This is a genomic window from Streptomyces sp. NBC_00370, from assembly GCF_036084755.1.
GTDB lineage: Bacteria > Actinomycetota > Actinomycetes > Streptomycetales > Streptomycetaceae > Streptomyces.
The window spans coordinates 3,100,270-3,113,778 of the sequence record NZ_CP107968.1; the positions used below are offsets into that span (position 1 = coordinate 3,100,270).

13 protein-coding genes and 1 tRNA gene are annotated in these 13,509 nt (G+C 71.3%); 10 read left to right on the top strand and 4 right to left on the bottom strand.

Annotation, left to right across the window (positions count from 1 at the left end):
* The first annotated feature begins 118 nt into the window (after positions 1-118).
* Both OHS57_RS13675 and OHS57_RS13680 read left to right on the top strand, forming a co-directional pair.
* Positions 119-1,069, top strand: coding sequence for a D-2-hydroxyacid dehydrogenase (locus OHS57_RS13675; protein WP_328582089.1), 951 nt, complete (start codon positions 119-121; stop codon positions 1,067-1,069).
* On the top strand, positions 1,062-2,486 hold the full coding sequence (locus OHS57_RS13680) for an amidase (RefSeq protein ID WP_328582090.1): 1,425 nt from the start codon (positions 1,062-1,064) through the stop codon (positions 2,484-2,486). The genes OHS57_RS13675 and OHS57_RS13680 overlap by 8 nt, the downstream gene beginning before the upstream one ends.
* On the opposite strand, the gene OHS57_RS13685 is transcribed toward OHS57_RS13680, so the two are convergent.
* The gene (locus OHS57_RS13685) at positions 2,467-2,964 is read right to left on the bottom strand and encodes a DUF3830 family protein (RefSeq protein WP_328582091.1); all 498 of its coding nucleotides are present in this window, start codon (positions 2,962-2,964) and stop codon (positions 2,467-2,469) included. The two genes, OHS57_RS13680 and OHS57_RS13685, sit on opposite strands and share 20 nt — an antisense overlap.
* 199 nt (positions 2,965-3,163) lie before the next feature.
* On the opposite strand from OHS57_RS13685, the gene ehuB reads away from it, so the two are divergent.
* The 6 genes from ehuB (at position 3,164) to OHS57_RS13715 (ending at position 7,282) form a co-directional block, all read left to right on the top strand.
* Positions 3,164-4,066 (top strand): ectoine/hydroxyectoine ABC transporter substrate-binding protein EhuB, encoded by a 903-nt coding sequence (gene ehuB, locus OHS57_RS13690; RefSeq protein ID WP_328582092.1) that lies wholly within the window; start codon positions 3,164-3,166, stop codon positions 4,064-4,066.
* 15 nt (positions 4,067-4,081) lie between these two features.
* Positions 4,082-4,819 (top strand): ectoine/hydroxyectoine ABC transporter permease subunit EhuC, encoded by a 738-nt coding sequence (ehuC, locus tag OHS57_RS13695; RefSeq protein ID WP_328582093.1) that lies wholly within the window; start codon positions 4,082-4,084, stop codon positions 4,817-4,819.
* Complete coding sequence (gene ehuD / locus OHS57_RS13700; protein WP_041989298.1) at positions 4,816-5,457, top strand: ectoine/hydroxyectoine ABC transporter permease subunit EhuD; 642 nt, start codon at positions 4,816-4,818, stop codon at positions 5,455-5,457. Before ehuC ends, ehuD begins: the two co-directional genes overlap by 4 nt.
* On the top strand, positions 5,447-6,271 hold the full coding sequence (ehuA, locus tag OHS57_RS13705; RefSeq protein ID WP_328582094.1) for an ectoine/hydroxyectoine ABC transporter ATP-binding protein EhuA: 825 nt from the start codon (positions 5,447-5,449) through the stop codon (positions 6,269-6,271). The genes ehuD and ehuA overlap by 11 nt, the downstream gene beginning before the upstream one ends.
* Positions 6,272-6,426: 155 nt before the next feature.
* Complete coding sequence (locus OHS57_RS13710) at positions 6,427-7,185, top strand: IclR family transcriptional regulator (protein ID WP_328582095.1); 759 nt, start codon at positions 6,427-6,429, stop codon at positions 7,183-7,185.
* A gap of 23 nt (positions 7,186-7,208) precedes the next feature.
* Positions 7,209-7,282, top strand: a tRNA-Lys gene (locus OHS57_RS13715).
* A 68-nt stretch (positions 7,283-7,350) separates the two neighbouring features.
* On the opposite strand, the gene OHS57_RS13720 is transcribed toward OHS57_RS13715, so the two are convergent.
* A complete protein-coding gene (locus OHS57_RS13720) occupies positions 7,351-7,839 on the bottom strand; it encodes a phospholipase (RefSeq protein ID WP_328582096.1) in 489 nt (162 codons plus the stop codon).
* A gap of 171 nt (positions 7,840-8,010) precedes the next feature.
* Positions 8,011-9,315, bottom strand: coding sequence for a sensor histidine kinase (locus tag OHS57_RS13725; RefSeq protein WP_328582097.1), 1,305 nt, complete (start codon positions 9,313-9,315; stop codon positions 8,011-8,013).
* Positions 9,316-9,447: 132 nt separating this feature from the next.
* On the opposite strand from OHS57_RS13725, the gene OHS57_RS13730 reads away from it, so the two are divergent.
* Both OHS57_RS13730 and OHS57_RS13735 read left to right on the top strand, forming a co-directional pair.
* The gene (locus tag OHS57_RS13730; RefSeq protein WP_328582098.1) at positions 9,448-10,191 is read left to right on the top strand and encodes an ABC transporter ATP-binding protein; all 744 of its coding nucleotides are present in this window, start codon (positions 9,448-9,450) and stop codon (positions 10,189-10,191) included.
* Positions 10,185-12,656: an ABC transporter permease gene (locus OHS57_RS13735; protein ID WP_328582099.1), complete on the top strand. Its 2,472-nt coding sequence runs from the start codon at positions 10,185-10,187 to the stop codon at positions 12,654-12,656. Before OHS57_RS13730 ends, OHS57_RS13735 begins: the two co-directional genes overlap by 7 nt.
* A gap of 122 nt (positions 12,657-12,778) precedes the next feature.
* On the opposite strand, the gene OHS57_RS13740 is transcribed toward OHS57_RS13735, so the two are convergent.
* The gene (locus OHS57_RS13740) at positions 12,779-13,372 is read right to left on the bottom strand and encodes a lytic polysaccharide monooxygenase auxiliary activity family 9 protein (protein ID WP_041989279.1); all 594 of its coding nucleotides are present in this window, start codon (positions 13,370-13,372) and stop codon (positions 12,779-12,781) included.
* Positions 13,373-13,509: the final 137 nt, after the last annotated feature.

Sequence of the window (13,509 nt, forward strand, 5' to 3'; positions counted from 1 at the left end):
CGAGCGTGGTCAATCCGTACAAGTCAGACGTTGCATCGAATTTTCCCGAGCGAAATCTGCGCACCCGCCGCAGCGCCGGCTCCGGCTCCCCCACACCGCACCGAAGGGGTTCGACCCGATGGCTGATCCGACCCTCCTCGTCCTGGAGACCGACCCGCCGCCGCGGCTCGGTCGGCTCACCGGGCGGGCCACCGTCCGGTACGCGGACGAGTCCAATCTCGCCGAACAACTCCCTTATGCGGACGCCCTGTTGGTCTGGGACTTCAGCTCCGGAGCGGTCCGTGACGCGTGGCCGGGCGACGGGCCGAGGCCGCGCTGGGTGCACACCGCGAGCGCGGGTGTGGACAAGCTGATGTGCCCCGAGCTGATCGCGTCCGACACGATCGTCACCAACGCGCGCGGCATCTTCGAGGAACCCATCGCCGAGTACGTCGCGGGGCTCGTCCTCGCCATGGCGAAGGATCTCCCCGGGACCCTGGAGCTGCAGCGCCGGCACCGGTGGCGGCACCGCGAGGGGATACGGGTCAGCGGCAGCCGCGCGACCGTCGTCGGCTCGGGCCCCATCGGGCTCGCCGTCGCCGCGACGCTGAAGGCGCTCGGGGTGACCACGGCCGTCACCGGACGGACGGCGCGGCGCGGCATCCACGGTCCGGAGCAGCTGCCCCGGCTGCTCGCCGGTGCGGACTGGGTGATCTGCGCGGCGCCGCTCACCGACGACACCCGCGGCATGTTCGACGCGCGCCTCTTCGGGCTGATGCAGCCGTCGGCGCGCTTCATCAACGTGGGGCGGGGGCAGCTCGTGGTCGAGGACGACCTGGTCGCGGCGCTCACCAGCCGGTGGATCGCGGGCGCGGCGCTCGACGTGTTCGAGCACGAGCCGCTGGACGCGGCGAGCGCGCTGTGGGACGTGCCGGGGCTGATCGTCTCCCCGCACATGAGCGGCGACACCGTCGGCTGGCGCGACCGGCTGGGAGAGCAGTTCATCGAATTGTACGAACTTTGGTCCGCCGGAAAGCCCCTCACGAACGTGGTCGACAAGAAACGTGGGTACGTGACCGGCCATGACTGATCCGACGTTCCTGACCGACCTCACGGCGCGGCAGCTCGTCGCCGGCTACGAGAGGGGCGACTTCTCGCCCGTGGACGCGACGCGCGCCGTGCTGGACCGTATCGAGACGGTACAGCCGCTGGTCAACGCGTTCACCAGGGTCGACGCCGACGCGGCGCTCGCGCAGGCGGAGGCGTCCACCGCGCGGTGGCTCAGAAAGGAGCCGCAGGGGCTGCTGGACGGGGTGCCGGTCTCGGTGAAGGACCTGATCCTCCAGCGCGGCGGCCCCACCCTGCGCGGGTCGAGGACCGTCTCGGCGGCCGGCGCGTGGGACGAGGACGCGCCGTCGGTGGCGCGGCTGCGGGAGCACGGCGCCGTGTTCGTCGGCAAGACGACGACGCCCGAGTTCGGCTGGAAGGGCGTCACGGACTCGCCGCTGACCGGCGTCACCCGCAATCCGTACGACCTGCTGCGCACCTCGGGCGGCTCCAGCGGGGGCAGCGCCGCCGCGGTGGCGCTGGGCGCAGCGCCACTGTCGATCGGTACGGACGGCGGAGGTTCGGTGCGGATCCCGGCCTCGTTCTGCGGGATCTTCGGGCTGAAGCCGACGTACGGGCGGGTGCCGCTGTATCCGTCGAGCCCGTTCGGCACGCTCGCGCACGCGGGTCCGATGACGCGGGACGCGGCCGACGCGGCGCTGCTGCTCGACGTGATCAGCGGGGCCGACTGGCGCGACTGGTCGCAGCTGGCCCCGGCGCCCGGCGTCAGCGGCGCCCTGGACAGCGGGGTGCGGGGGCTGCGGATCGCGTATTCGCCCACCTTCGGCGGGCAGGTCGCGGTACGCCCCGCCGTGGCGCACGCGGTACGGCGCGCCGTCGGCCGGCTCGCCGAGCTCGGCGCGTACGTCGAAGAGGCCGATCCGGACAGCACGGACCAGGTGGCGGCGTTCCACACGCTGTGGTTCAGCGGGGCGGCCAGGGTGGCGCAGCCGCTCGGCGCCGACCAGCGCGAGCTGCTGGATCCGGGGCTGCGGGAGATCGTCGCCGAGGGGGAGCGGGCGAGCGCGCTCGACTATCTGACGGCGGTGGACGCGCGGATGGATCTCGGCAGGCGGCTCGGCCGGTTCCACGAGACGTACGACCTGCTGGTCACGCCGACGCTGCCGATCACCGCCTTCGAGGCGGGGGCCGAGACGCCCGGGGGCAGGGGTGGCCGCTGGACGTCCTGGACGCCGTTCACGTACCCGTTCAACCTGACGCAGCAGCCGGCCGCGACCGTGCCCTGCGGGGTGGACGAGGACGGGCTGCCGATCGGTCTGCAACTGGTCGCCGCACGGCACGCGGACGCGCTGGTGCTGCGCGCCGCGCACGCGCTGTACGAGTCGGGCGCCGCCCGGATCCCCGCGCCCGCCGGGGCCCCTACGCCCGCCGGAAGCTGAGCGTCTCGTCCACGGCGCCGGCCCGCCAGAGGTCCTGGCAGGCCTCCGCCATCGCGTCGAGCCCTTCGACCACGGAGCCCCAGACGATGCCGGGGACCCAGCCCACGTCGCCGTTGATCAGGAGATTGTTCCGCTCGTAGAACAGCGCGAGGTCCACGACCGTACGGCGGCCCCGTACGGCCTGCTCGTCGTATCCGTACGAGGCGGCGCCCAGCTCCGCCTCCGAGAAGGTGAAGTAGCACAGATCGCCCGGGATGGGGGTGATGGTGGGGTTCTCCAGCGGCGGTTCCTCGGCGGCGAACGCCGGGAACAGGGCGTAGATCTCGTTGCGCGCGTACTTCGCGTGGTAGACGTCCGAACCGAGCGGCAGCGCCTCCCACACGGCGGCGCATGTGACCGGCGCCCGGTCGTCGAGGAGCTTCGCGGTGCACTGGACCCCGCGCTTGTCGAGTGATACCTGCACATAGCGCTCTGACATCCTCGCAGCTTGCCCGGCCCCGGCTGATCGCACACGCCACCACGCGGACCGATCGGATCAGGCCACAGGAAGGTCTCCTTCCGGGCACTGTTTGGTTACACCCCCCAGGGGTCACGCTTAGAAATCCGGAGTCGGGCAGGTGCCCCCCATTGTCCGCAGCGTCTGACCACGTTGTCCCGATCCGAGGAGATTTCGATCCATGGCTGACTTCCCGAACCTGTCCCGCCGGGGCTTCCTCAGCCGCTCCGCGGCCGTCGGTGGACTGCTCGTCGTACCTGGTGCGCTGGCCGCGTGCAGCAAGACCGACAGCGGCGCGAGCACCGGCTCAGGAGCGCTCGACAAGCTTCGTAAACAGGGGTTCGTCCGGGTGGCGTACGCCAACGAGGCGCCGTACGGCTATACCGAGGGGGGCAAGCTCAAGGGCGAGGCCCCCGCGCTGCACCAGCAGATATTCAAGGCCCTCGGTGTCGACACACTGAAGCCCACGCTCTCCGACTTCGACGGTCTGATCCCGGGGTTGCAGGCGGGCAAGTACGACGTCGTCAGCGCGGGTATGGCGATCACGCCCGAGCGCTGCGCCAACGCCCTGTTCTCGGAGCCGGAGTTCATCTCCCCCACCGCGATGATGGTGAAGAAGGGCAACCCGAAGAACGTCACCGACCTGCCGTCCGCCAAGCAGGCCGGCATCACGATCGGTGTGATGGCGGGCGCCGTCGAGTCCTCGTACGCGGAGGGCGCGGGCATCGACTCGGGCAAGATCAAGACGCTGCAGAAGCCGCAGGACGGCGCGGACGCCGTCAAGAGCGGCCGGATCGACGCGTTCCTGCTCACCGGCATCTCGCTGCGCTGGCTCGCCAAGACCAACCCGGAGACGGAGGTCACCAAGGCCTTCGTGCCGGAGCTGAAGGGCAAGCCCCAGTACAGCCCGGGCGGCGCCGTCTTCCAGAAGGGCAACGAGGACCTGCGGGACGCCTTCAACAGGGAACTGAAGAAGATCGTCACGGACAAGTCCCGTTATGTGGAGCTGCTGACGCCGTACGGCTTCGGCGCCACGGAGATCCCACCGGCGACCCTGAAGACCGCCGACCTCTGCAAGGGATGACGGGACCGAGCCGGTATGGGCGACTTCTTCACCACATTCTCCAACGACCTTCCCCAGGTGCGCTCAGGACTCTGGGTGACGGTCCAGGCCACGCTGCTCGGCGCGGCCCTCGCCTTCGTCCTGTCGCTGCTGCTGGGCCTGATGGCGGGCAGCCGGCTGGCGGTCGTACGGGTGGTCTCGCGCATCGTCGTCGAGTTCTTCCGCGGCACGTCGCTGTATGTCCAGCTGTTCTGGCTCTACTACGCGATGCCCCAGCTGACGGGATATCAACTCACCTCGATGATCTGCGGTGTCGTGGCCTTCGGGCTGAACTTCGGCGCCTACGGCTCCGAGGTCGTACGCGGCGGCGTCAACGCCGTACCGCGCGCGCAGTGGGAGGCGGCGATCGCGCTCAACATGAGCCCGTACAAACGGATGACGCGGGTGATCATGCCGCAGGCGTGGGCCCAGATGATCCCGTCCTTCACCAACCTGCTGATCCAGCTGCTCAAGGCGACCCCGCTGCTGTGGCTGATCTCGGCGGCCGACCTGATGACCGTGATCCAGCAGATCAGGGACCGCACGGGTGAGTCCCTCACCTCGTACGCGACCTTGCTGGTCTTCTACTTCGTCCTCGCCTACATCCTCACGATGCTGATGAACCTGCTCGAACGGACGGCCAGGGCCAGGCTCGGCCAGCGGCCGGACAAGCGCAGTCTGCTGCGCAGCCGCAGCGCCGGCGACCCGGCGCTCACCGGAGGTGCGGCCCAATGAGCAAGTTCGACTGGAACGCGGCATGGGACGCACTGCCCCTGCTGCTCAACGGGTTCAAGATCACCCTGCTGGCGACGGTGCTCGGCACCCTGGTCGCCGCCGTACTGGGCCTCGCCATCGCGGTGGCGGGACGCGCCCCTTCCCGGTGGGTGACGGTGCCGGTCCGCGCGGTGATGGAGTTCATCCGCTCCACCCCGCTGCTGGTGCAACTGGTCGGCGCGGCAGCGGTGTTCGCCTCCACGGAACCCCTGGTCATCGGGGTGATCGTGCTGGGCATCCACTACGCGACGTACACCTCCGAGGTGTACCGGGCCGGGATCGACGGTGTGCCGAAGGGCCAGTGGGAGGCCTGCCGCGCGCTGTCGATGTCACCACGGCGGACCTGGCAGGCCGTGATCCTGCCGCAGGCGGTGCGCAACGTACTGCCCGCCCTCGGCAACTACGCGATCTCCATGTTCAAGGAGACCCCTTTCCTGGCGGTCATCACGGTCCAGGAGATGGTCTTCGAGGCGCGGAAGTACGCGGGTGACCACTTCCAGTACACGGAGGCGTTCACCCTCGCCGGACTGATCTTCCTGATCGCGAGCTACCCGACCTCGCTGCTGATGAGAAAGCTGGAGAAGAGCCTTGGCCACTGACCCTCTGCCGCTGCAGAAAACCTCGTCCCCGCAGGACGCGGCTCCCGGGGGGCCGCTCGTCCACTTCGACCAGGTCGTCAAGCGCTACGGCGACCATGTGGTCCTCGACCAGCTGGACTTCGCCGTGCGGCGCGGCGAGCACGTCACGCTCATCGGCCCCAGCGGCTCGGGCAAGACCACGATCCTGCGGCTGCTGATGACGCTGGAGAAGGTCAGCGACGGGGTGATCTGGGTGGACGGCGAGCCGCTGTCCCACATGCGCACCTCCGGCGGCGGGCTGAAGCCGGCGGGCGAGAAGCAGCTGCGCGAGTCCCGCAAGAAGATCGGCATGGTCTTCCAGCAGTTCAACCTCTTCCCGAACATGAAGGTGCTGCAGAACATCACCGAGGCGCCGGTCAACGTCCTCGGCGTCAGCAAGGAGGAGGCCGAGACCCGGGCGCGTGAACTGCTCGACATGGTCGGTCTCGCCGACAAGGTCGACGCGCACCCCTCGCAGCTCTCCGGCGGCCAGCAGCAGCGGGTGGCCATCGCCCGCGCGCTGGCGATGCGGCCGGAGATCCTGCTGCTGGACGAGGTGACGTCGGCGCTCGACCCGGAACTGGTCGCGGGGGTGCTGGATCTGCTGCGCGAGATCGCGCGGACGACGAATATCACCATGCTCTGCGTGACGCACGAAATGAATTTCGCGCGGGACGTCTCGGACCAGGTGCTGATGTTCGACTCGGGGCGGATCGTCGAGTCGGGAACCCCGGAGAAAATATTCTCCGACCCGGAGAACGAACGCACCAGGGAATTCCTCAGCGCCGTTCTGTAAAACAGCGCTCGCGAATTACCGTGTGGCATATGCCACGACGACGCGGCCCCGCATACGGTGCGGGGCCGCGTCATTCTTTCCCCAACAGCCGCCCCACCGCACGGGATTGGCCGTTATCGTGAGAGACGGGCAACCGAGAGCCCCGAGGGGGAGCCGTGGTGCTGAAACGGGAGCCGACCGCGTCGTTCCACTCGGTCCGCTACATCCTGCGCGTTCTCGAAACGGTCTCCCAGCACGGCGGCGGGGTCACGGAAACCGTGATCGCCCGCGAATCGGGACTGCCGCCGCTCCATCTGGCCCCCATATTGCGCATGCTGCGCCGCGAGGGCTATGTCGAACGGCTGCCGGACGGCGCGTACGCCGCCGGTGCCTCGCTGGTGCTGCTCGGTTCGGACGCCACCCGCCGGCAGGCGCTCGAAGCCAAGCTCCAGGAGACCCTGTCGGCGCTGCGCGACACCGTCGGGGCGGCCGTCTACGTCAGCCGGTACATCGACGGCGAGGTCAGGGTCACCCAGTTCGCCGCGGGGCCGAGGACCCCGGCCGTCCGGGAGTGGGTGGACTTCCGCTCAGCGGCCCATGCCAGCGCGGCGGGCAAGTGCCTGCTGAACCAGCTCGACCAGAACGGTCGCAGGGACCATCTGGCCCGGCACAAGATCGCCCGGCTCACCTCGCGGACCGTCACCAACGAGCGCCAGCTCTTCTCCCGGCTCGACGCCCAGCCCGCCACGGTCCCGGTGCTCGACCTCCAGGAGTACGCGGTCGGCACCGTCTGCGCCGCGGTCCCGCTGTCGGCGGGCGCCGCTGTCGGCTGCCTCGCGCTCTCCCTCCCGGTGGAACACGCCCACCGGCTGCGCGCCGCCGCCGAGACCCTGAACCGCAGGGCGGCGCCCGTGGCGTTGTCACTCACTTTCTGAGGGTATTATTTCCGGGTCGGCAAGCGCCGCTAGCTCAGTTGGTTAGAGCAGCTGACTCTTAATCAGCGGGTCCGGGGTTCGAGTCCCTGGCGGCGCACGCGACGAAAGGGCCCCGCACCGGTGACGGTGCGGGGCCCTTTCCTCACGGCCACGGGTGGGGCCGTGTCAGACGACCGAGCGGTTGCCGTCCACCGCGGGGGTCGAACCGAAGATGTCGACCGCGTGGTAGTACGTCCAGGCGGTCGCGTCGCACGTCGCCTTCGTCGCACCGCTGTAGGCCGTGCAGACCTGCTTCAGATCCGTGTAGAGCATGGTGTCGAGCCGCGCCTTGTTGGCGTCGAACTGGCCGGCCGCCTTGTAGTTGCGGTACCCGAAGTCGTGCCGCGCACACGACGTCGCGAAGGGGAAGCCGAACGGGTTGTCGGGAGAGGTCGAGCAGTAGTCCGTCGACCAGTCGAAGGCGTACGCGGACCAGGCGCCCTTGTCGTTGTTCGCGGCGACCCAGGCGTTACGGCTGGCGGCGGTCGGCTGGGTCAGATTGCTGAGCACCTGCGGCTTGTCGGCCGGCGCGGCCGATGCCTGGCCGGTGGACAACAGCGCTGCGGGAAGGGCGAGTACGGCTGCGGCGAGCGGAAGCGCGAGACGTCTGTGCATTCGATTCCTCCGGTGGGGGACGGGGCGGCGCCCCGTGCTGTGACACGGGGCGCCCTCAGCCTTGCCGAACCGTTCGCCGTACGGGTCTACGCGCGGTGACCGGCTCCGGAATCGTCCCCCATTTCACGCCGCGGGCAAACCCCCCGGACCCCAACTCGCACCCGAACGGAGCTATTTTCCATACGAGTTACCAGGAGGTTCGTACGGTGTGCACGGAATCTCCACACGCAGTCGGGTGGGGCCGCCCTGGGGGCTGAACAGGGCCAGCCTGCCGCCGAGTACGGACACCCGGTCGGCCAGACCCGTCAGTCCGCTCCCGCCGTCGCTACGCGCGCCGCCCACGCCGTCGTCCTCGATCTCCACCACGAGCCGGCCCGCGCGGTAACCGCCGTCCACCGAAGCCCGGTTCGCACCGCTGTGCCTGGCGACATTGGCCAGCGCCTCGCACACCACGAAGTACGCCGCCGCCTCCACCGCTTCCGGCAGCCGCCCGGCCAACTCCAGTGTCACGTCGACCGGTACGGCGGACCGGTCGGCCGCGTCCGTCACGGCGGCGGCGAGACCGTAGTCGGTGAGGACCCTGGGGTGGATGCCCTGGATCAGCTCACGCAGCGACTCCAGCGCCAGGGACGCCTCCCGGTGCGCCGTGTCCAGCCGGTCGGCGACCGGACCGGGCGGCGCGTCGAGCCGGGCGAGCCCCAGCGTCATGGTGAGCGCCACCAGCCGCTGCTGCGCGCCGTCGTGCAGATCGCGTTCGATCCTGCGCCGCTCCGCCTCGAACGCGTCGACCAACCGCACCCGGGAGCTGGCCAGTTCGGTCACCCGCCGGTCGAGGGGCGACGCGCGCTCCGCCAGCAGGACCCGGGCCAGCTCGGCGCGCGCACCGGCGATCACACCGAGCCCGTAGCAGCAGACGGCGAGCAGCAGCACACCGAGCACGGCGCTGCCGGCCGCCGCGGGCCAAGTGGTGACCGTCCACAGTTTGGCCACCCGCACCTCCTGTCCGTCCCCCCAGGTGGCCAGGGCGACGGGCGTGCCGATCAGGACGACCGGCAGCCCGGCGCCGAAGGCGAAGGCCAGCGCGTCCAGCGGCCACAGCACGAGCGCGAACAGCAGCGCGTACCCCAACTCCCGCCAGGTCGCCCGCTCCTGGCAGCGGGTGCGTACCCAGGGCCACAGCCCCGCCTCGGCGGGCCTGCGGTGCGGATCGGTCAGCGGCCGTGCGTCGACCAGCCGGGTCCTGCGCCGCTCCAGCGCGGCGACCGGCAGCCCGCCGAGCGCGAGCGCGGCGAGCAGCGGCAGCCCGATCAGCACCGGCGCGAGCACGCCGCCCACCACCCCGAGCACCACCGCGACGACCAGCACGACGACCCCGGCGGGGACTCCGCTCAGCAGATAGCCGGCGCAGCGCCATGGCCACGGCGAGAGCAGGAAGTCCGGCCTGGCCAGGGCCTGCCACACGGTTCGGGAGCGCATACCAGCACCGTAGAAGGCGGGTCGGCGCGCGGGCCATCCCACTGGACGGTGCGGCCGGGGTAGGGCCTGCCCTACCCCAGGACTCGGCCCTGCCCTGGTGTGCCCGGCGGTCCGGGCCTGTGGAGTGGAGCCATGGCAAACGACGCGATCCAACTCCGGGCGGTGAGCAGGGTGTACGGCTCGGGAGACAGTGCGGTCACCACGCTCGACGACGTCTCGCTGTCCTTCCCCACCGGCACGTTCACCGCCGTGATGGGCCCGTCCGGGTCCGGCAAGTCGACGCTTCTGCAGTGCGCGGCCGGGCTCGACCGGCCGACCTCGGGCTCGGTGACCATCGGCGGTACGGAGCTGACCGGCCTGTCCCAGACCAAGCTGACGCTGCTGCGCCGGGGCCGGGTCGGCTTCGTCTTCCAGGCCCTGAACCTGCTGCCCGCGCTGACCGCGGCGCAGAACGTCGCGCTGCCGCTGAAGCTGGCGGGCCGCCGCGTGCCGAGGGCCGCCGTACGGGCAGCACTCGACCAGGTGGGGCTCGCCGACCGGGCCGGGCACCGGCCCTCCGAGCTGTCCGGCGGGCAGCAGCAACGCGTCGCGCTGGCACGTGCGTTGATTACCCGCCCGGAGGTGCTGTTCGCCGACGAGCCGACGGGCGCGCTGGATTCCCGCAGCGGCCGTGACGTGCTGGCGCTGCTGCGGGACATGGTGGACGGCGAAGGGCGGACGGTCGTCATGGTCACCCATGACCCGGTCGCCGCCTCGTACGCGGACCGCGTGGTCTTCCTCGTCGACGGCCGGCTCGGCGGCGAACTGCTCGCTCCGACCGCCGAGTCCGTCGCCGCGCGGATGGCCGGACAGGAAGCCGAGGCCGTCGCGTGCTGAGCGTCGCGCTGCGGACCCTGCGGGGCCGGTGGACCAGCTTCGCAGGCTCCTTCGTCGCCCTCGCCCTGGGCGTCGGGCTCATCGCCACGACGGGCCTGGCCCTCGCCGCCAGTCTTGCGGCGCCGGCGCGCCATCCGGAGCGGTTCGCCGAGGCCCCCGTGGTGGTGAAGGGCCCCGACACCCTGCGGGTGCCGACCCCGGCCGGCGAGCGGGTACGCCCGCTGGCCAGGCCACGGCCCGTACCGGCCGGGCTGGTGCGGGAGTTGGCGGGCCTGGGCCGTACGGTCGAGGACCGGTCGTTCCCCGTACGCGCGGTCGGCGGCCCGGCCGGTCTGGTCGGCCGTCCGTGGTCGACGGCCGCCTTCGCGCCGTACCGCGTCGACCGGGGCAGGGCCCCGGTGAGCGCCGACGAGGCGGTGGCCACCGGCAGTTGGGCCCGGCCGGGGCAGCGGGTACGGACCGACCAGGGCACGGTACGGATCGTGGGCACCGTAGGGGACCTCGGTATCGAGCGGGCGCTCTTCTTCACCGACGCACGCGCCGCCGAACTGGCTCCGTCCGTGTATCAGTTGACCGTCGCCGCAGATGCCGGAGCGGTACGGGCGAAGGTCGCGGGCAGTCCCGGGGTACGGGTGCTGACCGGTGACGAGCGGACGTACGCGGACCCCGACCCGGACCGCGACAGCGAGGCGCTCGTCACGGTGAACGTGATGCTCGGCACCGCCGCGGGGGTCACCGGTTTCGTCTCCGTCTTCGTCGTCGCCTCGACGTTCGCCTTCGCCGTGGCCCAGCGGCGCCGCGAGTTCGGGCTGCTGCGTACGGCGGGGGCGACGCCCGGCCAGCTCCGGCGGACGGTGGCCGCCGAGGCGCTGCTGGTGGGCGTCGCCGCTTCGGCCACCGGCTGTCTGCTCGGCGGCCGGGCCGCGCCGCTGCTCGCGAAGTGGCTGGTGGACGAGGGGATCGCGCCGCCCTGGTTCGCTGTCGGCGACGCCGGCTGGCCGTATCACGTGGCCTTCTGGAGCGGGGTGGCCGTGGCGCTGTGCGGAGTGGTCGCCGCGTCCTGGCGCGCGGGCCGGGTCGCTCCCGCCGAGGCGTTGCGTGAGGCGTCCGTGGACAGCGGGACCATGACGTGGGGCCGCTGGGTGCTCGGCGGCGGGCTGCTGCTCACGGGCGTCGGGTTGCTGGCCTGCACGCTGCTGACCGGCCCCGGCGAGCTGTTGCACCGCAAGACGTACACCAGCAGACCGATGCTGCTGATCACCGCGCTGGCCCTGCTCTCCCCGCTGCTGGTAGGGCCGTTGACCCGGCTCGTGGCCTGGCTGCCCGCCAGGCTGCCGGGCGCGCTGGGCATGCTCGTACGGGAGAACGCGGCGGCCGGCCTGCGCCGTACGGCGGCGGTCGCGGCGCCCGTGCTCGTCATGGTCGGGCTGACCGGCTCGCTGCTCGGCGCGACGGCGACGCTGAACGCGGCGAAGGCGTCGGAGACCCGCGCGCGGACGACGGCCGACTTCGTGGTCGCGGCGACGGACTCCCCGGCCAGCACGAGCGGGACGGGTCTGGCCGCGCGGACCGTCGAACGGCTGCGCGCCGTGCCGGGCGCCGAGGTCTCCCCCACGGCGGCCACGGCCGTCTACGTACTGGAGGACGGAGTGGCGCTCATCGAATCCGACGCGCGTGCCACCGCCGATCCTGCGGCCCTGGCCGACACCGCCCGACTGCCGGTCGCCGCAGGCCGGGTGAGCGATCTGGACGACGGCTCGATCATCGTCAACGAGGAGTGGGCCCGGCACACGGTCGGGCAGCACGTCGCGATCTGGCGCGCGGACGGTACGCGGACGACGCTGCGGATCGCCGCCGTCCTGCGCACGGGCACGGGTGGCAACGGCGTCTATGTCACCCCGCGCAACGCGGCGGGCGCACCGGTCGACCGGGTCGATGTCCGGGTCACCGGAGATCCCGCCGCCGTGGCGGCAGGACTGCGCCGCGCGCTCCCGCCGTTCGAGGGCCGGGTCTTCAGCAAGGAGGAATGGATCAGGGCCAGTTACCCGGAGACGAACGCCCGGACCCGGATCGGCTTTCTGCTGGTCCTCGGCATCGCACTCCTCTATACGGCCATCGCGCTGGCCAACACCCTGGTCATGGCGACCGCCGACCGGGTCCGCGACCTCGCCGTACTGCGCCTGGCGGGCGCGACCGACCGGCAGGTGCTGCGGCTGGTCGCGGCCGAGGCGCTGACGGTCGTGGTGGTGGGGGCCGTGCTCGGACTGCTGGTGGCCGGGGTCAACCTGGCCGGGATGTGGGCGGCGCTTGCCGTGCTGCGGGTGCCGTCGGGGCCCGTACTGCCGTGGGCCGCGCTGGGCGAGGTGGTGGCCGCCTGCGGGCTGATCGCCGTGGTCGCCGCCGTGGTCCCGGCGGCCCTGGCGCTGCGCCGCCGCCCGGCCGAACTGGCAGGCGCCGCAGGGTGAACGGCGCTCGGGGAGCGCGGCACCGTCGCCGCACTCCCCGAGGCCGTTCGGTCACGCGTCGGAAGCCGTCACGCTTCGTCAGCTGTCACGCTTCCTGAGCCGCCAGGCACCCGGCCCGGACGTCAGAACTGCACGTCCGAGCAGGCGTAGAAGGCGTTCGCCGTGTCGGCGATCGTCCAGACGGCCAGGATGATGTGCCGGCCCGTACGCTGCGGCAGCACTCCCGAGTGCGAGAGCGTCGCCGGCGGCTGCTGGTTGTTGTACGGCACCGTCAGGAACGGCTGGGTGTCGAGGGCCGCCCGGGTGAGCGGCTGCGACGGGTTCCAACCGTTCTTGGTGATGTAGTACTTGAAGTCGGTCGTGGCGTGCCGTGCGGTGAACTGCCAGCGGAAGTTGTAGCTCTGGCCCGCCGTGACCTTGGTGGTGGGCCATCCGGTGCCGCCACGCGGGTCGTTGAGCTCGGCGAACTGGCTGAGCCCGCCCGCGCAGATCTTGCCGTCGGCGGGACCCGCCGCCGGGAAGCCCTTGGGCCCCTCGACGCTCTGCGGCTCCCACTGGATGTTGCCGCAGTTCTGCACCGTGCCGTTGGCACAGAGCTTCTGGCGGCTGATGGGTGAGTCGGTGTAGCCGTGGCTGCTTGCGCTGCCGGTGGCGAGCAGGGTGACACCGGTGACCGCGAGGCCCACGAGGGCCGCGCCTATCTTGCTTCTTCGCATGCTTCGCTCCAGAGAACGTGGGGAGTTCGGTGAGCCGTCTTGCACGCGTGCAGTGGGACCTTCGAGCGATGGAACGGTTGAACGGCGGAACGGTGGAGCAGCCCGACCGCAGACCCGATTCTGCGGTCTAGACCAAC